Genomic DNA, 18,228 nt, shown 5'->3' with positions numbered 1-18,228 from the left:
GTGTGCCCGTGGATTTACGAGGCCGGGGCCGGGTTTGGTGGTGCACACTAGGGCGCATGGATGATCTGCGTATTCCCGCTGGGCCTGGCTGCCCGCGTGGCCTCGTCGTGCCCGCGGGGGAGTTGATCGAGCGCTTTTCTCACGCGTCGGGTCCTGGCGGTCAGGGGGTCAACACCGCGGACTCGCGGGTGCAGCTCAGCTTGGACCTGGCGTCCACAACCGCCCTGGATGAGAAGCAGCGTGATCGTGCCCTGCGTGAGCTTGGGGAACGCCTGACCGGAAGTATCCTGACCGTCACCGCCTCCGAGCACCGCTCCCAGCGCCGCAATCGCGCGGCCGCCCGCGAGCGCCTCGCCGAAGTCCTGCGCGCAGCGCTTACTCCGCCTGTCCCGAGGCGTGCGACGAAGCCGACGCGCGCGTCCAAGCTGCGTCGCCTCGCCGCCAAGAAGAGGCGAGCCGAGGTTAAGGCACGCAGGCGTCGCCCCGACGCCGACTAAGAAGGCGGGTTCAGGAGAACGAGGCCGGGCCTGGTTAGTCCCATCGGCCCCCGTCGGTGCGCCAGCCGATAAACACCCAGGTGACGGGCAACGTGTAGTCGAGGATCCATTGCTCCTTGTTCTCTTCCGAGGCGTCGGTGGCGGCCTCGCACACGAAGTGTTGGGCCGCGTAGGCGTCGAAGAGTCGCTGCTCGCGGTCCGTGAACGGCTCGGGGCGGGCGAGACGGCGCAGGTCGGAGTAGGCCTCGTCGAGGGATGAGAAACGCATGGGGCGGAAGGTTGTGGTGGTTGCGCAGGTTGGGATTCTGCCCATTGCGCGCAGCGCGCGTAGGACTTTGCGGGCGTTGCGTGGGTGCTTGGCTGCGCGCCCCAGGTAGGTGAGCAGGCGCGGGTCCGAGGATGGCGGCAGGCTTGCGGGTACGACGACCGCCGCGCGCGAGCGTGCTGCCGAGTCGAGCTTGGCGACGAAGGGGGCCACGGCCTCGGCCATGAGGGAACGTGACGCAAAGGCGACGTCCACGCTGTCCTCACCTAGCCCCGAGGCCTCCCAGTCGTCCTCCCATGCCATCAGGTGGGAGGTGATGGGTAGGTTTTCGGCGGCTGTGCGCTTGTCGAGGATTGCGAGCATGGCCTCGGCGAAGTCGCAGCCGTGGACGCGGTGCCCGGCGCGGGCCAGGGGGATGGCGAGCGTGCCCGTCGCGCAGCCCATGTCGAGTAGCTCCTCGCCGGGATTGAGCGCGAGGAGGTCCATGAGCCAGCGCTCATACTCGCCGGTCGCGAAGCGTGTGAATGTTGCGGCTCGCTTGTTCCAATAGGCTCGCGAGTCGCGGTTGATTGCGTTCATCTGTTCGCCAGTGGCGCTCGGCATTGCTAAACGTTCTCACTTTGTGTTGGGAAGCCTGGCGGCATCGCCTGGCTACGGTCAGGATAATCCTTGTGGTAGAACGAGAAAAGATACTCACGGGGTAACGGAAACCGTTCGACGTACCGCGTGGAATAATGGTCCAATGACTTTTTCTGCCACGCTGCCGAACTTCTCCAGTGACTACCAGGAGGGCGCACACGCCAGGGTGCTGGACGCCCTCGTCGCCACCAACATGGAGCAGTCCAGCGGCTATGGTACCGACGAGCACTGCGAGCGCGCCCGCAACCTGATTCGCGAGGCCTGCCAGGCTCCCGACGCCGACGTGTACTTCCTGGTGGGCGGCACGCAGACGAACGCGACCGTCATCGACGCGATCCTCCTGCCGTGGCAGGGGGTCATCGCGCCGCACACCGGCCATATCAACATGCACGAGGCCGGCATCGTCGAGCGCGGCGGCCACAAGATCCTCGACACCCCGGCCGTGGACGGCAAGATCAACGCCGCCGACGTCGAACGCATCTACTCGGCGTGGGAGGGCGACGGCGCGCGCGACCACATGATCGCCCCCGCCCTCGTTTATATTTCGCAGCCCACCGAGTACGGCACCCTCTACTCCTTGCAGGAGATTGAGGATCTCTCACGCGTGTGCCGCGAGCGCGACTTGAAGCTCTTCGTTGACGGCGCGCGCCTCGCCTACGCGCTGGCTTCGCCCGCCAACGACGTGACGCTGGCCGACCTGGCGCGCCTGACCGACGTGTTCTACATCGGCGGCACCAAGTGTGGCACGCTCTTCGGCGAGGCAGTGGTGATCCCCGAGCGCGGGTCGATCCGCCAGTTCGTCACCCATATGAAGCAGCACGGTGCGCTCATGGCGAAGGGGCGTCTCTTGGGCGTGCAGTTTGAGGCGCTTTTCGAAGATGGTCTCTACCTGACGATCGGCAAGCCTGCCGTCGAGGCGACCGCCCGTATTCGCGCGGCCCTCAAGCGCGCGGGCTACGTCGTCACCATGGAATCGCCGACGAACCTGACATTCGTGGCTCTCGATCAGGCCGGACACGGGCGTCTTTCGGACAAGGTGCGGTACGGCATCTGGGAGACTCTGCCTGATGGCCGTTACCTCGCCCGCATTGGCACCTCCTGGGCGACTCCGGAGGAAGATGTGATCGCCTTCGAGGAAGCCCTGGCCCGGTAAGGACGGTGCTTCTGTGCTCCCCGGGTGGAGCGCGCCGTTGAAGCCATCAGTGTGCTGTCAGTCTGATAATATATTGCTATTAGTACGCTGTTGTGGAGGTGTTGCATGGCAACTGCTATGGTGACCGTTCGGCTCGATGCTGAGGATAAGGCTGCGATGGAGCGTGCCTGCAAGGAAATGGGACTCTCCATGAATGCTGCTTTCACGATCTTTGCGAAGAAGGTGGCGCGGGAGCAGCGGATTCCCTTCGTCGTGGAGGTTGATAGCTTCTACTCGCGCGCAAATCTCGCTCACCTTGACCGCGGTATCGCGGAGCTGGAGGCCGGGCGGGGTATGGTCCGAGGGTTGATCGAGGATGCGTGACCTCGTCTGGGCCTCTGAGGCCTGGGAGGATTATTTGTGGTGGCAAACCCAGGATCGAAAGACTTTGAAGCGCATCAACGCACTACTGCGTGATATTGCCAGGAATGGGCAAGGTGCTGGAATTGGTAAGGCTGAAACGTTGAAGGGGCGTTACTCGGGGTGGTGGTCGCGCCGCATTGATGTGGCAAATCGTCTGGTCTATCGCGTGTGCGATGATCGAGTCGAGATTATTTCATGTCGCACTCACTACGGGGATCACTAGCTGGCAGAACGACGGCCGTCCGGTGGGTGGGTCGGATGGCTTGGGGGAACGAGGCCGGGGTAGCCTGGGTGCATGACACTCACCGCTGAGACGAATGACTTTTCCGCCCTGGCCGCATCGCGCCGCTCCACGCGCGCCTTTACAGACCAGGAGATCCCCGCCGAGGTCCTCGACGCGATCCTTGCCGACGCGACGGCGGCTCCGTCATGGTCGAACACGCGCGCCTTCCGCGTCGCCTTGGCCACCGGTGAGCGCGCCCAGCGTCTGCGCGAACGCTACGGACGTCTGTTCGACGAAGAGATCGAAGCCCACGCCCGCAAGGCTGCCGACCCCGACGTCGTGGTTCCCGTGCCCGACGGTGACTACCCGGTGCGTAAGCGTTACCCGGACGAGCTGCGCCCCGCCCAGATCGAGGTCGCCAAGCTCCTCTACGGTATCTACGGCGTCGAGCGCGGCGACATCGAGGGTCGCAACCGTGTCAATCGTCGCAACGTGACCGCCTTCGATGCTCCCGTCATGGGGTTCGTGTTTGTCCACGAGGACATGCTCCCGTGGAGTGCCATGGATGCGGGCCTCATGCTCCAGACCCTGTTCCTGTCCGCCAAGTCGCGCGGCGTCGATTCTTGCCCGGTTGGCATCCTCGCCACCTGGCGCGCCCCCGTTGACGAGGAGTTCGAGGTCCCCGAGGGTTACACGTTCATCACCGGCTTCGCGCTCGGCTACGCGGATCCCGACGCTCCGATCAACGCGATGCGGGCGCCGCGCCCGGCCATCCAGCTCCTCGAAGGCAAGTGACGCTACGAGCGATAGGCCTCGCGTCGGTGTGCCACGCGTACGACCGTCACGACCAGGACCTCGTCCTCGATTGAGTAAATGATCCGGTAGTCGCCAACGCGGATGCGCCATGCATTCTCCGTGCTTGCAAGCTTCTTGACTCCGTCGGGGCGGGGGAGCGGGCGAGCGTTTCGATGGCATTGAGAAGGCGTGTGCGCACCGGGCGGTCCAGCTTGCGTACCTGGCGTGCCGCTGCCGAGGTGAATTCGACGCGGTACATCGCTAGTCGTTGAGCTCGGCGCGCAGGTCGGCCAGGCTCACGCGCTCACCATCGTCGTGACGCATCGCCTCGCGGAATGCTGCAAGGTCGCGGGCGTCCTCGAGTTCCTCGAGGGTCTGCAGGTCCTCAATGCCGATGACGACGGCTGTCAGGTGTCCATTCTTTGTGATGCCGATCCTCTCGCCGCCGTAGGAAGCGCGCCCGAGGACGTCGGCGAGGTTGGCGCGTAGTTCTCGAGTCGACAGTGTGGAAGCAAGTGTGTTCATGATGTCATTTTAGTACATAGTGTACACAAATGTTGCGTGCATACAGGATGTGCGTTGGGTACTTAGTCCCGTTTTAACAAGGTTAAGTAAGGATATCTTTAATCGTTAATAAGTAATTCTGTATAGAATGGCGGTGGGCGCTGACAAACGAGCGCCCGCCGAGGACTGAGCTGTCCCTCGGAACATGTTTGCGATCGGAAGGACCGCCATGTCAAAAAAGTATGTCTCTGTTGCCTTTGCGTATGTGGGAGTCATCGTCGGCGCTGGCCTGGCCAGCGGCCAGGATCTGCTCCAATACTTCCTGTCTTTTGGTGCTCCCGGCCTGATTGGAATCGCCGCACTGGGAGTCCTCAACATCATCTTCGGTGTCGTCGCCCTGCAGCTGGGTTCCTACTTTCGCTCGGGCCACCACGATGACGTGTTCGAACGCATCACTCACCCCGTCGTGCGCCGCGTCATCGATGTGGTGCTCGTTTTTTCTGGCTTCGCGATGGGCTTCGTGATGCTCGCGGGCGCGGGTGCGAACCTTGAACAGCAATTCGAATTGCCCGCGTGGGCGGGGAGCGCGGTGTGCGCGGGCCTCGTGATCCTCACTGCATTCCTGGATTTTGATCGGATCATGGAGGTCATCGGCGTCTTCACCCCGATGATCGTCATCGCGATCATTGTTCTCGTCATCTACTCGCTGGTGACACCGCACCCGAGTATGGCCGAACTCAATGCGACTGCTACCCAGGTCACTCCGGCCCTGCCGAACCTGTGGTTCTCGACGATCAACTACTTCGCGCTGTGCGTCGTCAACGGTATCGGCATGGCCTTCGTGCTGGGTGGCTCGGTGCTGCGCATCGGTGAGGCTCGCCTCGCCGGGCGCATCGGCGGCACGATCATCGCCCTGGTGATCGGTGGCGACGCTCTGGCCCTCTATCTGAACATGGATCGAATTTGGGACGTGAACGTCCCGGCCCTTGAGATCGCGCGCACGATCCACCCGTGGTTTGCGTTCGTCTACACGCTCATCATCTTTGCGCTCATCTACAACACGGTGTTCTCTCTGTTTTTCGCGACGGCGCGCCGTTTCTCGGGTGGCTCGACAAAGCGCATGCGCATCGTGTTGGTGGGCGTCGTTGCGCTCGGATACGCGGCCTCACTCATGGGCTTTAAGAAGCTGATCGGCGGCATGTACCCGATCATCGGATGGCTGGGCGTCGCGCTCCTCGTGGTTCTGGCCGCCGGTTGGCTGCGCGAGCGCGCGGGCGTGTCGCGTGAGGAGAACCTACGCCGCAAGCTGATCCGCCTCCTCGTTCACAAGCACGATGATCACTTGGAGTACACGGACGAGCATCGCGACAAGGTCCGCGAGCTGTCCCGTGCGTCTGTCGTCGACAGCAAGCAGCTGCGCCGCGACGCGAGCACGCTCGCCAAGGATATCGTTGACCGGAAGGCGAACGCGTCGCCCTCCGATCTGGTCACGCCTCGAAGGGGCGAGGCCGTGGCCACCGAGTCGGCAGCGTCTGGCCGCGCGAACGGCTGAGTCAGCCGATAGACGAGGCCGTGGCCGCTTCGTGCTCGAACAGCCAGGCTTTGGCCTCGGCCCCGGCTGCGTAGCCGCCCATGTGGCTAGCGGCCACCACACGGTGACAGGGGCGGACGATGAGCAGGGGATTGCGGCCAACGGCCCCGCCGACCGCGCGGGGCGAGGCCGCGACCCCGGCCTCGCGCAGCTGAGCCGCAATCTGGGAGTAGGTGCGTGTGTGTCCGTAGGGGATCCGAGCCATCGCCTCCCAGACGTGCTTCTGGAAATGCGTCCCTTCCGGGGTTATGTGAAGGCGAGCGGGGGAGGGGTTCTCGCCAGCGAAATACTGTTCGAGCCAGGATGCGGCCGCCGTCAGTGCGGCCGCGTCCTCGCCTGTCACACCGCGCGATTCTCCCCCCGAGCCAGCCCGGGAGGGCAGGATCTCCAGGGACGCGGCCACGGCCTCGTCAACGCCGACAGGGCACCCAAAGAAGCGCTGTCCGCGTGCCCAGACACCGACGAGCGCGCCGCCGCGTGCCGCCAGCGTCAGGTGCCCAATGGGGGAATCGAAGGCGGCGAGCGTCGGGTCAGAACTGCTCGGGGTGGTCGCGGTACGCATAGGCCCACACAGTCACGGCGACGGTCACCGCGCGAGTCCACGCGTCACGGACGGCACTCAGTTCTTCGCCTTCGAAACCTTCAGCCAGGAGGCGGTGACCAACCTCCACCGTTGGAGCGATGAAGGCGAGCACGTAGCGCAGAGGCACGAAGGGCGTCGAATCCGCTCCATCCGCTGCGTTTTTCGCCGCAGACATGTGTCGAGCGCCGATCAGGTACTGATAGTCCAACCATGCCTGGTCCCGCTCGCGCGTGCACATGTCGATGATCCACTGGGCGAATCGCGGCTTTGACGCCTGCGCGTACTCGGGGTTCGGATGCCCGTTTGGGTGCGCGGAATGGGCTGCCAGGTACGTCTTTTGAGCCAGAATCCCGCGCCACGTGTCGACCATTTCCATGGCATGAGGTGCGAGGATGGGTTCTGCTCGCGAGAGCAGCTCTGCGTCGCTGGGCTGGACGTGAGCGGCGGCCTCAATCTGGCGTAAATCCTCGAGTGTGAGAGGAGACGTGGGGACGGCATCGGTGCCGTAGGTGTACCCCGACGAGTGGTTGTAAGCGGTCATGAGAACCTCCTTGAACCTATACGTCAATGGTAGAACGAACCTTCCGCGTCTGGGAGGATTGTGAGCGAGGTGGGGTCGGGATGGAGGCAGCTGCGTGGGGCATGGTACTCCGTGCACGTTCGCGGGACGCGTAGCTGCTGTGGCGAGATGGTGGCAGCGCTGGTGAGGTTGCTCGCAATACAATTGACATGTGGATCCCCTTCTTATCGCTCTGGCCGGAATGCTCATTATCGTGGCGTGTCAATTCGTCGCGCCCAAGGTGCGTGTCGCCTCGCCCCTGATCCTGTTGATCGTCGGCCTGGCGATCGGCTTTCTGCCCCAGGTGGGTGCCATCGAGGTCGAGCCGCATATCATCCTCGAGATCGTGCTACCACCGCTGCTGTTCTCAGCCGCAGTGCGTATGCCGACCATGGACTTCCGCCGTGAGATGCACGCCGTCGCGATGCTCGCGATCCCCCTCGTGTTCCTCTCCGCCTTCGCGGTCGGATTCGTCATCAACTGGTTGGTCCCCGCAATCTCCCTGCCCTGGGGCGTCGCACTGGGCGCAGTCCTGTCCCCGACGGACGCGGTTGCCGTCTCGATCGCGAAACGCTCCGGCGTCTCGCACCGGATTATCACAGTGCTCGAAGGCGAAGGGCTTTTCAACGACGCAACCTCACTCGTACTGCTTTCCGCCGCGATGAGCGCGGGCCTGGCTGCCGACGAACACGCCCTCCACCCGGGCATACTCATCGGCAAGGTCGCCCTCGCGCTCGGTATCGCAGCCGCGATTGGCTGGGTCGTCGGCGAGGTCGGCGTGCGAGTGCGCGCCCTCATCAAGGAACCCTCAGCGGACACGGTCTTCTCCTTCACGATGCCCTTCATCGCCTCGATTCCCGCCGAGCACCTGGGAGGCTCCGGCCTGGTCGCCGCCGTCGTCGCCGGCCTGGTTGTCTCGCGCCGTCGCGCGGCTGTTATCTCCGCGAGCAACAGGCGTTTCTCCCAGCAGAACTGGCAGACCATGACCCTCGTTTTGGAGAGCGGGATTTTCCTGACGATGGGCCTGCAGGCCTTCGGCATCGTCGAGGAGACCGCCGAGTTCTCCGGTGGCCTGACCTTCGCAGCTTTCCTCGCCGTCACCCTCGGCGCGCTCATCATGGTGATTCGCGCCGTCTTCATCGCTTTCATGCTCGCCTGGCTGGATCACCGCCGCACCCACCGCAAGCGCCGCTACGAGGTTGAGAGCACGCGCATCGCGCGCTTCGAGAAGCGCATGAACGAGGCCTGCGAGGTCGACGCGGACATGCTCGAAGCCCGCAATCTGAGCCCGGAGCACTGGGCGAACGCACTCAATCACTACCGTCGTCGCCTCAAGCGTCGCGAGCGCCGCAACGCCATACGCGGTTCCGACCTGGATTATTTTGAGAACGAGCCGCTGGGTCCGCGCGAGGGCAGCGTCATCGTCTGGGCGGGAATGCGTGGTGCCATCACCCTGGCCGCCGCGCAGACAATCTCGACGCACGCTCCGATGCGCGCTCTGCTGCTCTCGATCGCGCTGTTCATCGCGGCCGGTGCCCTCGTCATCCAGGGCCTGACCTTGCCGGGGTTGATTCGTCTCGTAAAACCGCAGATGGCCTCGGGCGATATCTCCGAGGAAGAGCACGATAAGCTCCTGAAGGTGATGGGCTCGGCGCTGGTGGATACAGCCCTCGCGCAGGCGATCCATGAGGTTGATGGCAAGACCCTGCTCTCCGCGGGGATCTCACGCACGCTGTCCCGGCTGGGGCACGCGCTGACCGACGAGGCTACGGGTGAACAAACGCGTACGGCGCACGCCGCAGACCGCGTCCTCACGGACATCCTCCAGGACGCAGCTGCTCAGGCGGGGGCGACGCGTGATGGGCTGTGCCCGGAATGCACGGACGAAGACCTTACGACCGTTGTCACACAGGGCGCGGATTCCGCGAGTGAGGCGGACGACGAGAGCCACGGTACCGTCGACATGAGCGAGGAGGAGGTTGAACGTTCCTTCACGCGCGACCAGATCCGTGAATTGGCGCTGGAGGCCATCCATGCACAGCGCGCCGCCCTCCTTCAGGCCCGCGACGAGGGGATCTTCTCCTCGGCGGCCCTCGAGGGTGCGCTCGCCCGCCTCGACAACGAGGAAATCCTCCTGGTCTCCAGCCGCGGCTCCGAGCACTGAGAGCCGCCCGCGCGCACGACACACCGGGCCGCACCCGAGGAGGGACGGCCCGGCGGGAGGCGAGGCAGAGACGAGGCCTCAGTCTGTCGTCACGCGCGACGCGTAGGCCGGATCGTCGGTCACGGAGTTGAGGGCTTCCTCCAGGCGCTCCGGCGTCACAATACCGACCCGCGCCAGGACCCGGTAGGTCTGGTCGGCCTCGTGCGTGATCATGTTCGTGACCGCAAAGCCGTTGCGCTCGTAGAACGCCAGGCGGCGCACGCGCTGCTGGTAGTTCGCCGCCTCGCGCGTGAGAGGCTCGATCTCGAGCAGCTGGGGAATGCCCGCGTAGCGCTCGCGGAAATGAGCCAGGATACGCGAGCCGTAGCCGGCGCTGCGCGTGCGCCCGTCGACCGCGAGGAAACCCAGGTAGAACAGGTCGGGGAAGACGAAAGAGAAGGTCAGGGCGACCACGTTTCCGGCCCCGTCCTCGCCCGCGGGGAGTGACGGGTCGATCCAGGCAAGGAAAGACACCTCGTCGCGCTCGGCGCTGCGTCGCAGCTCGGACATGGGGACCTGTTCCTCGGGTGGGAAGGACCGCTCGTAGATCTCCAGGACTTTGTCGGTGATCGGCCCGTCGTTGGGCACGGGAATCTGGGTGAGGTCTGTCATGACTTCATGATACCTGTGGCGTGTACGCGGGCATCCGACCGTGCTCCGAGGACGAGGCCGGGGCTGGGTTCTCGATGGAATACCGGGTTTTCGGCGTGATTTCTCAGGGGTGAATCGGGGGCCGATCAGGGGTCGAGGCGTGAGAATTCCCGATCATCGCCAGAAGTCGCTCGGTTAGGCTTGTATGTGCACAGTGGGACGAACGGTAAGGATGATGCATGCTTGAGCTGAAAGAAATAGTCAAGGCCTATCAGACCGCCAGCCTCGTGCAGGTGGCTCTCAACAAGGTCTCCGTGGCGTTCCGCGACAACGAATTCGTGGCCGTGCTCGGCCAGTCCGGCTCGGGCAAGACAACGATGCTCAACGTCATCGGTGGCCTTGACCGCTTCCAGGCGGGCGACCTCGTCATCGACGGCATCTCGACGAAGGACTACAAGGCACGCGACTGGGACGCCTACCGCAACAACCGCATCGGCTTCGTCTTCCAGGCCTACAACCTGATCCCGCACCAGAGTGTCCTGGCCAACGTCGAGCTGGCCCTCACCCTGTCCGGTGTCTCCCGCTCCGAGCGTCGCAAGCGCGCCCTCGACGCCCTTGAACGCGTCGGCCTGAAGGACCACGTCAACAAGAAGCCCTCACAGATGTCGGGTGGCCAGATGCAGCGTGTCGCCATCGCGCGCGCCCTCATCAACGACCCCGAGATCCTGCTGGCCGACGAACCGACCGGTGCCCTCGACTCCGCAACTAGCGTGCAAGTCATGGACCTGTTGCGCGACGTGGCCCGCGACCGCCTCGTCATTATGGTCACGCACAACCCCGAGCTAGCCCACCAGTACGCCACCCGCATCGTCGAGCTGGCCGACGGCTGCATCGTCGCCGACTCCGATCCCTTCGTGCCTAGCGCTGAGGACCAACGAGCCGCGAAGCCCGCGCGCCGCACATCCATGGGCTTTGTGACCGCCCTGTCCCTGTCGGCCAACAACCTGATGACCAAGAAGGGCCGCACGCTCATGACCTCCTTCGCGGGGTCTATCGGCATCATCGGCATCGCGGCGATCCTCGCGCTGGCCAACGGGACGAACGCATACATCGCAAAGACCGAAGAAGAGACGCTGGGCGCGTATCCGCTGACAATCCAAAAGACCGGCGTCGACATGACCGCCGCCCTGTCCGTGTCAGCCTCGGACTCCAAGAAAGATAAGCCAGCACCCGATGGTCAGGTCGGCGTCTCCCAGATGCGCACGTTTGCCGACACGATCCGCGACGCGAAAACCAACGACCTGGCCTCCCTCAAAACCTACCTGGATAACAACGGCGGGAACGTCGAGACGATGGTCAACGCCATCGAATACGACTACGACGTGGTCCCGCAGATCTTCCAATCCGACACATCCAAGTCGACCGTTCAAGTCAGCCCCGACCAGTCCATGAAGCAGATGGAGGCCGGCTTCGGCTCGGGTGCCTTTGGGTCGATGATGCAGACGAACGCCTTCTACCAGATGCCCGCCACGGCCTCGCTCTACACCTCCGCGTACGACCTCGTCGCTGGCTCCTGGCCAAGCGGTGCGAACCAGGTGATCCTGGTCCTCGACGAGGACGGCAATATCCCCAACCTCTTCGAATACACCCTGGGTCTGAAAGACCACAAGGAATTCGACGACCTCATGCGAACCTACTACCAGGGCACGCTCGGCGGCAAAACGCCGGCCGATGCGCAGACGAACGCACAGTCGGCGACCAGCGACGCGACCTACGACTACTCCACGATCCTGAGCACCACCTTCCGTCGCATCAACGCCTTCGACAAGTACACGTGGGACGAGACCTACAAGGTATGGACAGACCGCTCCTCAGACGCCGACTACATGAAGAAGCTCGTGGACGACGGTCAGGAGCTGACCATCTCCGGAATCGTTAAGCCCAACTCCAACAAGGGAGGAGCACTGCGTCAGGGCATTGCCTACACCCCCGCCCTGACCTATCAGATCATCGAGGAGGCCAACGCCAGCCCGATTGTCAAGGCTCAGCGTGCCAAGCCCGACGTCGATGTTTTCACCGGCAAGACCTTCACAGAACTGGCAGACGACCACAAGAGCCAGTCCAGTGGCTTCGACATGTCCTCACTCTTCACAGTCGACGAATCTAAACTCTCTGCGGCCTTCCAAATCGACCCCGATAAGATGCAGATGGACCTGTCGGGCATGGACTTTTCCGGGATGGATCTGTCCGGCATCGACTTCTCCACCCTCGACATGTCGGGCCTGGACCTGTCGAACCTCGACCTGTCCACCCTCGACTTCTCGAACCTCGCAGGCCAATCAGGCGCACAGTCCGGCATGGGCATCGACCTGTCCAAGCTGGACCTCGGCGACCTCAGCAAGGACATCCCCGAACTCGCCACCATCGACTTCCCCACGATCATCCAATCTGCGCTCGCCGACGGCGCAGTCAAGGACGGGGCCGGGGAATACCTGAGCGCTCAGGCCAGCGAGATCGCTCAGGGGTTCCAGGAATACGCCCAGAAGCAGATCGAAGAGGGCGGTACGACGGACTTTGCGGTCCTGGCCGCCAACTACTTCAGTCAGCCCGAGGTTCTCGAGAAGATTCAAACGGCGGTCGGCTCCGACCAGGTGGTGGACGCCGACAAACTCAGCGCTAATCTGATGAAAGCCATCGGGGATGATCCGGCGCTGGCCAAGATCGGCACCGACATTTCCACGCAGGTCATGAACGCGATCTCCACGCAGATCGCCGCCCAGCTGGGTGCGAGTCTCACGCAGGGCGTGGGTGCCGCGATTGGGCAGGTCATGCAAGAGGCCATGACAGCCGCCATGACACAGATGATGACGCAGATCTCCAACACCATCGGAACGCAGATGAACACGGTCATGGATCAGTTCGCGACCGACATGTCGAGCGCGTTCTCGATGGACCCCAACGCCTTCGCGGAGGCCTTCCAGTCCAATATGGACGAGAAATCCCTCGCGGCCCTCATGGCGACCATGTTTTCCACGAATGTGCCGACCCTGGAGACGAACCTGAGGAACCTGGGATGGGCGGACATCGCCTCGCCCTCCAACATTTCGATCTACCCCAAGTCTTTCGCGGATAAGGACAAGGTGAAGGCTGCGCTCGACACCTACAACAAGGACAATGAGGCGGCGGGTGCCACCGACAAGGTCATCACCTACTCCGACATCATGGGTGCGCTCATGAGTTCGGTGACGAAGATCGTCGACATCATCTCGTGGCTGCTCATCGCCTTCGTGTCGATTTCGCTCGTGGTCTCCTCGATCATGATCTCGATCATCACCTATATTTCGGTCCTCGAGCGCCGTAAGGAGATCGGCATCTTGCGCTCCATCGGCGCATCGAAGGGTGACGTGTCACGCGTCTTCAACGCCGAAACCATCATCGAAGGCTTCCTCGCGGGCACCATCGGCGTGGGCGTCACGTACGCGCTGTGTGCGCTCGCTAACTCGATCGCCTACTCTTCGTTCAACGTGGAGAACATTGCCCAGCTCTCGCCGCTTACGGCCGTCGCCCTGGTCGCGGTCTCCGTCGGCCTGACGGTCATCGCCGGTATCATCCCGGCGGCGCGTGCCTCGCTCCAGGACCCCGTGGAGGCGCTGCGCTCCGAGTGAGTGGCCTCGGCCTCGGCCCTCGTGCGTCGAGGCCGTGGCTCATTCCCGGGGTAGGCGCGGCTGCGCTAACCTGGGTGTAAACCCGCTGTGACTGCCCCAGGAAAGAGGAACCATGCCCACCCCCGAGAACCTTGCTACCGACGCGACCGTCGCCATTATGCTGGCCGATGGCTTTGAAACGGTCGAAGCCCTGGCCGTCGCCGACATCCTGTTCCGCGCTGGCGTGCGCGCCGACCTGATCTCTGTGACCGACGCGCGCCACGTGACCAGCTCCCATGGGATCCGCGTTGTCGCCGACCTCATGCTCGAGGACGTGGATCTGTCTACCTACACCGTCTTGTTCCTGCCCGGTGGCCTTCCCGGCACCACAAACCTGAAGGCCACGCCCGCGATCCAGGTAGAGGTGCTGCGCCGCGCCGACGAGGGCGAAGCGATGGCCGCGATCTGCGCGGCCCCCTCGATCTTCGCTGAGCTGGGCGTGCTCGACGGTCGCCACGCGACCGCCAACCCGGCCTTCGTTAAGGCCATCGCCGCCGGAGGTGCCATCGTCCACGACAACCCCGTCGTCGTCGACGGCTTCATCACGACCAGCCGCGGTGCCGGAACCTCCATCGACCTCGGCCTCGAGATCGTGCGCCAGCTCCTGGGGGAGGACGCGGCCGAGGCCATCTCCCGCGGCATCGTGCGCACCCACTGACACCACCTGCACGTTTCCACGAAAGGACACCCGCCCCGCATGAGTCCGCGTAAGCCTCGTCCCTGGCCCGACACGCCCGCACCCCTGGCCGCGCCCGTGGTGGATAACCACACGCACCTGCCTACCCACGTCGGGGAGATTCCCCGACGCGAGGGCGTGGCGCTGAGCCTGGACGAGCAGCTGGGCCGGGCTCGTGAGGTTGGCGTCACCGCGTTCATTTCGAGCGCCTGCGAGCTGCCCGACTTCGACCCGATGATCGAACTGGCACGCCTTCACAAGGGCGTGCGTGTCGCGCTCGCGATCCACCCCAACGATGCCGCCCTGCACGCGGGCTGCGCCGATCCCTCACCCGACGGCCTGGTCCCCATCGTGCGCGAGCATCATGTTCCCCTCGTTGAAGCGCTGGTCGAGGTCGAGAAACGTCTGAGCGACCCGATGGTCGTCGCGGTAGGGGAGAGCGGCTTGGACTACTTCCGCACGGCCGAGCGCGGCCGCGAGGCACAGAAAGAGTCCTTCCGCGCGCACATCGAGATGGCGCAGCGAGCCGGCCTACCCCTGCAGATCCATGACCGCGACGCCCACGAGGACACGCTGGAGATCCTGCGCGAGTGCGCGAGCGCGGATCAACGCATCGTCTTCCACTGCTATTCGGGGGACGCTGCAATGGCGCAGCACCTCGCCGAGCACGGTTGGTACGCCTCCTTCGCCGGCCCCATCACTTACCCGGCGAACTCCGACCTGCGCGCGGCCCTGGCGGTCCTGCCACGCGAACTTGTCCTCGTCGAGACCGACGCTCCCTATTTGACACCCGTCCCGTGGCGCGGCTGCCCCAATGCCTCCTACGTCATGGCCCACACCGTCCGATTCATCGCGGAGCTGTGGGGGGTCAGCGAAGCCGCTGCGTGCGACCAACTGCGTGCGAACACCGAGGCCGTCTACGGCTCCTGGTGGTGAGTTTTTCAGTCGGTCAGGTCAGTTTTGACGCCCCGCAGCGCCGAGGCCGTGGCAGGTTCCGGGCCGCGCGCCCTCGCGCGTGAGGTGTATCAAAGAGGTCGCAAAACGGTAACAAATTGGTTACGGTTGGGGTGTCAGTCCGCTTTCGGACGCCCACGCGAGCCAGCCTGCCGCCCCGAGTGGCAAGCGGCGCGGGGCGCGCCACGGAGGCGGAAACTACAAGGTCTGGAGCCCTGTGAGCGTTAAGCCTACCCGTACAACCGTCATCTCCGTCGCCACCGCGACGACCCTTCTGGTGGCCGGCGCTGCCGCCGCGACAATTGGAACCTCCTACCGTCACGTCACCATCGAGGTGGATGGCGTAAGCCGTGACGTGTCCGGGTTCTTCACGACCGCAGGGGATGCCCTGAACACCGCGGGCGTCAGCGTGGGGGCCCACGACCTCGTCGCACCTGCCGCCGACCAAACCGTTTCCAACGGCGACACCGTCGTCGTTCGCACCGCCACGCCCTACGACGTAACCGTTGATGGCAGCCAGACCGTCGCGTGGTCCACGGCCTCGACCGCCTCCGGCATCCTGTCCGCCCTGCCCGCCCAGACCTCGTCAATGGCGGCCGACCGCTCCTTCGTCCGCGCCGAAATGCCGCTGGGCGAGGGCGGTGAGACCGTCCACGTCGTCGCCGACGGGACCACTACCGACGTCGTCGCCTCCGCCGACGAGGGCACGAGCGCGATCCTGGAGAAGGCTGGCGTCACTGCCAGTCCCATTGATCGCGTGACCCTCGAAAACAGCGGCGGCGAGACCACCGTGCGCGTGGCCCGCGTCGTGCGCGGCAAGTCCTCCACGACGACCGAGATCCCCTTCGAGACCGAAGAACGTGAAGATCCCGAGGCCGAAGAAGGCACCGAGAAGGTCGTACAGGAGGGCGTCGCTGGCTCCGAGGTGACCGAATCCTACCAGGAGACCATCGACGGCAACGTCACCGTCACCGCTGTCCTGGCCACGACCCGCACCGAGCCGACAACCCACATCGTCTCCAAGGGAACCAAGGAAAAGAAGAAGGCTGAGGAACCCAAGGAGACCCCCGCCTCGTCGTCTGATTCCTCATCATCCGACTCGTCCTCGTCCGGCTCCTCTTCCGGCGGCTCGGCCGCCGTCTCCGGGGACGACGCCGCCATCTGGGCCGCTATTGCCCAGTGCGAATCCGGCGGAAACCCCTCGACCAACACGGGAAACGGCTACTATGGCATGTACCAGTTCTCCCTGCCGACATGGCAGTCCGTGGGCGGTACCGGCCTGCCTTCCGACGCCTCGGCGGAGGAACAGACCATGCGTGCGCGCATGCTCCAGCAGCGCGCCGGTTGGGGCCAGTGGGGCTGCGCCTACAAGCTCGGCCTTGTCTAACGTGACTTTAGCCCCGGCAATGCTACTGTTCTAGCGTTCGTCGGGGTCCTCGCGCTAAGCTGACCAGCAGAACCAATATTGAGTAACCGGGAGTATTGTGAGCCATCACCTGAGTAACTCGCTGAGCGCCTCCGCTGCCAGCGCCCTGCATGTCGTCGGCGGACACGTGCGCGCTTTCGCGCCCTCTCCGCGTGTTGTTCTCAGCGTCGCTACTCTTGCCTCGGCGGGAGTCCTCGGCCTGGCAGCCTACGGCGTCGCGTCCTCGCATACGACTGTCATGCTCGAAGTCAACGGCGTGACCCGCCCGGTTACCGCGTGGGGCAACACCGTCGGTGACGCGCTTGAGGTCGCGAACGTGAGCGTCGGCAGCGGCGACCTGGTCCAGCCCGGCCTCGCCGAGACCGTGCACGAGGGCGACACCATCGTCGTGCGTAGCTCGCGCGCGTACACCGTGACGGTGGATGGCGAGACCCGCACCCTGTGGACCACGGCCACCTCGGCCGACGGAATCCTTGCCGACGCAGCGCCCCTGGGTTCCACGGTGGCCCTTGCCGCCGACCGCTCCGCGTCGCGCGACGAACTCACTCCGCTGGTCTCCCGCCCCCGTAACATCTTCGTGAGCGCCGACGGCACCACCCGCGAAGTCGCGGTCCGTCCCGGCCAGGACACGCGCGCGATCCTTGAGTCTGCCGGTGTCTCCGTGCACGCCCTCGACCGCGTCACCGTCGAAAACGACAGCACCGGTGAGATGACGATCAACGTCAGCCGCGTGACCCGCGGCGAGGCCACCGAGACAGTCGAAATTCCTTTTAGCGAGACCACAACGACCAGCAACGATATGTTCGTCGGCGAGTCTCAGGTGACCACGACCGGCCAGAATGGCGTGACCACCTGGACGGTGTGGCAGGAGAAAGATGGCGATCGAGTCCTGACCTCCGTGCCGATCACCGAGCACTCCACCTCCCAGCCCGTGACCCAGGTGCGTAGCGAGGGAACGAAGGAAGTCACCCCGGCCGCCCTCGTCGCTGCCGGCATCGACCCGAAGGCCACGCTGGAGGAGAAGGAGGAAGCCGACGGCACCACCTCCGTGCGCTACCGCGCGAAGCTCGGCTCGATTTCCAGCAAGGAAGAAATCGCCGAGATTAAGGGTGAATCGAAGAATGGCGACGCCGCCGCCGAGGTCGGTGACGTCCCCACGAACTACTCCGGTGAGGATCCGCGTTCCCTGGCCAGGCCTATCGTCGCGGCTCAGGGGTGGGGTGATAGCGAGTATCAGTGCCTGATCCTCCTGTGGAACCGCGAGTCGCAGTGGAACCCCTACGCCGAGAACGCCTACTCGGGTGCCTACGGCATCCCGCAGGCACTGCCGGGATCCAAGATGGCCTCGGCTGGCGCGGACTGGCGGACCAACCCGATCACCCAGATCAACTGGGGTATCGGCTACATTAAGGGCCGCTACGGCACCCCCTGCTCCGCGTGGGCGCACTCCAACGCGGTGGGCT

18 protein-coding genes are annotated in these 18,228 nt (G+C 64.4%); 12 read left to right on the top strand and 6 right to left on the bottom strand.

The features are described 5' to 3' along the window. Window positions 1–56: 56 nt before the first annotated feature. Entirely contained in the window at window positions 57–497 is a 441-nt protein-coding gene (gene arfB / locus HMPREF1136_RS09815; protein ID WP_009649183.1) for an alternative ribosome rescue aminoacyl-tRNA hydrolase ArfB, read from the top strand. Between the two features lie 34 nt (window positions 498–531). Here the strand turns inward: arfB and HMPREF1136_RS09810 are convergent, their stop codons facing one another. Next, a complete protein-coding gene (locus HMPREF1136_RS09810) occupies window positions 532–1,365 on the bottom strand; it encodes a class I SAM-dependent methyltransferase (protein WP_009649198.1) in 834 nt (277 codons plus the stop codon). A 139-nt stretch (window positions 1,366–1,504) separates the two neighbouring features. On the opposite strand from HMPREF1136_RS09810, the gene HMPREF1136_RS09805 reads away from it, so the two are divergent. The 4 genes from HMPREF1136_RS09805 (at window position 1,505) to HMPREF1136_RS09795 (ending at window position 3,974) form a co-directional block, all read left to right on the top strand. Beyond that, window positions 1,505–2,554 carry a threonine aldolase family protein gene (locus tag HMPREF1136_RS09805; protein WP_009649184.1) on the top strand — a complete coding sequence of 350 codons (1,050 nt, stop codon included), beginning with the start codon at window positions 1,505–1,507 and terminating at the stop codon, window positions 2,552–2,554. A gap of 105 nt (window positions 2,555–2,659) precedes the next feature. Further along, window positions 2,660–2,917 (top strand): type II toxin-antitoxin system RelB/DinJ family antitoxin, encoded by a 258-nt coding sequence (locus tag HMPREF1136_RS09800; RefSeq protein WP_009649181.1) that lies wholly within the window; start codon window positions 2,660–2,662, stop codon window positions 2,915–2,917. After that, the gene (locus HMPREF1136_RS10775; protein ID WP_083836291.1) at window positions 2,910–3,179 is read left to right on the top strand and encodes a Txe/YoeB family addiction module toxin; all 270 of its coding nucleotides are present in this window, start codon (window positions 2,910–2,912) and stop codon (window positions 3,177–3,179) included. The genes HMPREF1136_RS09800 and HMPREF1136_RS10775 overlap by 8 nt, the downstream gene beginning before the upstream one ends. Before the next feature lie 72 nt (window positions 3,180–3,251). Further along, window positions 3,252–3,974, top strand: a complete 723-nt coding sequence (locus HMPREF1136_RS09795) for a nitroreductase (RefSeq protein ID WP_009649188.1) — start codon at window positions 3,252–3,254, stop codon at window positions 3,972–3,974. A gap of 2 nt (window positions 3,975–3,976) precedes the next feature. Here HMPREF1136_RS09795 and HMPREF1136_RS11325 read toward each other — a convergent pair whose 3' ends face one another. After that, on the bottom strand, window positions 3,977–4,078 hold the full coding sequence (locus tag HMPREF1136_RS11325) for a type II toxin-antitoxin system RelE family toxin (RefSeq protein WP_232204207.1): 102 nt from the start codon (window positions 4,076–4,078) through the stop codon (window positions 3,977–3,979). A gap of 157 nt (window positions 4,079–4,235) precedes the next feature. Further along, window positions 4,236–4,499, bottom strand: coding sequence for a type II toxin-antitoxin system Phd/YefM family antitoxin (locus HMPREF1136_RS09790; RefSeq protein WP_009649211.1), 264 nt, complete (start codon window positions 4,497–4,499; stop codon window positions 4,236–4,238). 208 nt (window positions 4,500–4,707) lie between these two features. Between HMPREF1136_RS09790 and HMPREF1136_RS09785 the strand changes: the two genes are divergently transcribed. After that, a complete protein-coding gene (locus HMPREF1136_RS09785; RefSeq protein ID WP_009649204.1) occupies window positions 4,708–6,030 on the top strand; it encodes a YkvI family membrane protein in 1,323 nt (440 codons plus the stop codon). 1 nt (window position 6,031) lies between these two features. On the opposite strand, the gene HMPREF1136_RS09780 is transcribed toward HMPREF1136_RS09785, so the two are convergent. Continuing rightward, the gene (locus HMPREF1136_RS09780) at window positions 6,032–6,631 is read right to left on the bottom strand and encodes a methylated-DNA--[protein]-cysteine S-methyltransferase (protein WP_009649206.1); all 600 of its coding nucleotides are present in this window, start codon (window positions 6,629–6,631) and stop codon (window positions 6,032–6,034) included. Next, window positions 6,600–7,193, bottom strand: coding sequence for a protoglobin domain-containing protein (locus HMPREF1136_RS09775; protein ID WP_009649207.1), 594 nt, complete (start codon window positions 7,191–7,193; stop codon window positions 6,600–6,602). The genes HMPREF1136_RS09780 and HMPREF1136_RS09775 overlap by 32 nt, the downstream gene beginning before the upstream one ends. Window positions 7,194–7,413: 220 nt before the next feature. Between HMPREF1136_RS09775 and HMPREF1136_RS09770 the strand changes: the two genes are divergently transcribed. Continuing rightward, window positions 7,414–9,375 (top strand): cation:proton antiporter, encoded by a 1,962-nt coding sequence (locus HMPREF1136_RS09770; RefSeq protein ID WP_034505793.1) that lies wholly within the window; start codon window positions 7,414–7,416, stop codon window positions 9,373–9,375. A gap of 78 nt (window positions 9,376–9,453) precedes the next feature. Here HMPREF1136_RS09770 and HMPREF1136_RS09765 read toward each other — a convergent pair whose 3' ends face one another. Beyond that, window positions 9,454–10,026, bottom strand: a complete 573-nt coding sequence (locus HMPREF1136_RS09765; protein WP_009649212.1) for a GNAT family N-acetyltransferase — start codon at window positions 10,024–10,026, stop codon at window positions 9,454–9,456. A gap of 218 nt (window positions 10,027–10,244) precedes the next feature. Between HMPREF1136_RS09765 and HMPREF1136_RS09760 the strand changes: the two genes are divergently transcribed. The 5 genes from HMPREF1136_RS09760 to HMPREF1136_RS09740 all read left to right on the top strand — a co-directional run. After that, window positions 10,245–13,670 (top strand): ABC transporter ATP-binding protein/permease, encoded by a 3,426-nt coding sequence (locus tag HMPREF1136_RS09760; RefSeq protein ID WP_009649193.1) that lies wholly within the window; start codon window positions 10,245–10,247, stop codon window positions 13,668–13,670. Window positions 13,671–13,782: 112 nt separating this feature from the next. Continuing rightward, complete coding sequence (locus tag HMPREF1136_RS09755; RefSeq protein ID WP_009649187.1) at window positions 13,783–14,367, top strand: DJ-1 family glyoxalase III; 585 nt, start codon at window positions 13,783–13,785, stop codon at window positions 14,365–14,367. A gap of 39 nt (window positions 14,368–14,406) precedes the next feature. Continuing rightward, the gene (locus HMPREF1136_RS09750) at window positions 14,407–15,321 is read left to right on the top strand and encodes a TatD family hydrolase (RefSeq protein WP_009649197.1); all 915 of its coding nucleotides are present in this window, start codon (window positions 14,407–14,409) and stop codon (window positions 15,319–15,321) included. A 235-nt stretch (window positions 15,322–15,556) separates the two neighbouring features. Further along, on the top strand, window positions 15,557–16,726 hold the full coding sequence (locus HMPREF1136_RS09745; protein ID WP_009649200.1) for a resuscitation-promoting factor: 1,170 nt from the start codon (window positions 15,557–15,559) through the stop codon (window positions 16,724–16,726). A gap of 97 nt (window positions 16,727–16,823) precedes the next feature. Then, a partial coding sequence (locus HMPREF1136_RS09740; RefSeq protein ID WP_009649186.1) for a ubiquitin-like domain-containing protein occupies window positions 16,824–18,228 on the top strand: 1,405 nt, incomplete at its 3' end.

The organism is Actinomyces sp. ICM47, from assembly GCF_000278725.1.
GTDB lineage: Bacteria > Actinomycetota > Actinomycetes > Actinomycetales > Actinomycetaceae > Pauljensenia.
This window is presented reverse-complemented; position numbering and strand designations above follow the sequence as displayed.

What these genes read in the sequence shown, in the direction of transcription:
- HMPREF1136_RS09795 (WP_009649188.1), top strand. Translation starts at nt 3,252, where the DNA reads ATGACACTCACCGCTGAGACGAATGACTTTTCCGCCCTGGCCGCATCG.
- HMPREF1136_RS09750 (WP_009649197.1), top strand. Translation starts at nt 14,407, where the DNA reads ATGAGTCCGCGTAAGCCTCGTCCCTGGCCCGACACGCCCGCACCCCTG.
- HMPREF1136_RS09755 (WP_009649187.1), top strand. Translation starts at nt 13,783, where the DNA reads ATGCCCACCCCCGAGAACCTTGCTACCGACGCGACCGTCGCCATTATG.
- HMPREF1136_RS09810 (WP_009649198.1), bottom strand. Translation starts at nt 1,365, where the DNA reads ATGCCGAGCGCCACTGGCGAACAGATGAACGCAATCAACCGCGACTCG.
- HMPREF1136_RS09780 (WP_009649206.1), bottom strand. Translation starts at nt 6,631, where the DNA reads ATGCGTACCGCGACCACCCCGAGCAGTTCTGACCCGACGCTCGCCGCC.
- HMPREF1136_RS09800 (WP_009649181.1), top strand. Translation starts at nt 2,660, where the DNA reads ATGGCAACTGCTATGGTGACCGTTCGGCTCGATGCTGAGGATAAGGCT.
- arfB (WP_009649183.1), top strand. Translation starts at nt 57, where the DNA reads ATGGATGATCTGCGTATTCCCGCTGGGCCTGGCTGCCCGCGTGGCCTC.
- HMPREF1136_RS09765 (WP_009649212.1), bottom strand. Translation starts at nt 10,026, where the DNA reads ATGACAGACCTCACCCAGATTCCCGTGCCCAACGACGGGCCGATCACC.
- HMPREF1136_RS09760 (WP_009649193.1), top strand. Translation starts at nt 10,245, where the DNA reads ATGCTTGAGCTGAAAGAAATAGTCAAGGCCTATCAGACCGCCAGCCTC.
- HMPREF1136_RS09790 (WP_009649211.1), bottom strand. Translation starts at nt 4,499, where the DNA reads ATGAACACACTTGCTTCCACACTGTCGACTCGAGAACTACGCGCCAAC.
- HMPREF1136_RS10775 (WP_083836291.1), top strand. Translation starts at nt 2,910, where the DNA reads ATGCGTGACCTCGTCTGGGCCTCTGAGGCCTGGGAGGATTATTTGTGG.
- HMPREF1136_RS09785 (WP_009649204.1), top strand. Translation starts at nt 4,708, where the DNA reads ATGTCAAAAAAGTATGTCTCTGTTGCCTTTGCGTATGTGGGAGTCATC.
- HMPREF1136_RS09775 (WP_009649207.1), bottom strand. Translation starts at nt 7,193, where the DNA reads ATGACCGCTTACAACCACTCGTCGGGGTACACCTACGGCACCGATGCC.
- HMPREF1136_RS09805 (WP_009649184.1), top strand. Translation starts at nt 1,505, where the DNA reads ATGACTTTTTCTGCCACGCTGCCGAACTTCTCCAGTGACTACCAGGAG.
- HMPREF1136_RS09770 (WP_034505793.1), top strand. Translation starts at nt 7,414, where the DNA reads ATGCTCATTATCGTGGCGTGTCAATTCGTCGCGCCCAAGGTGCGTGTC.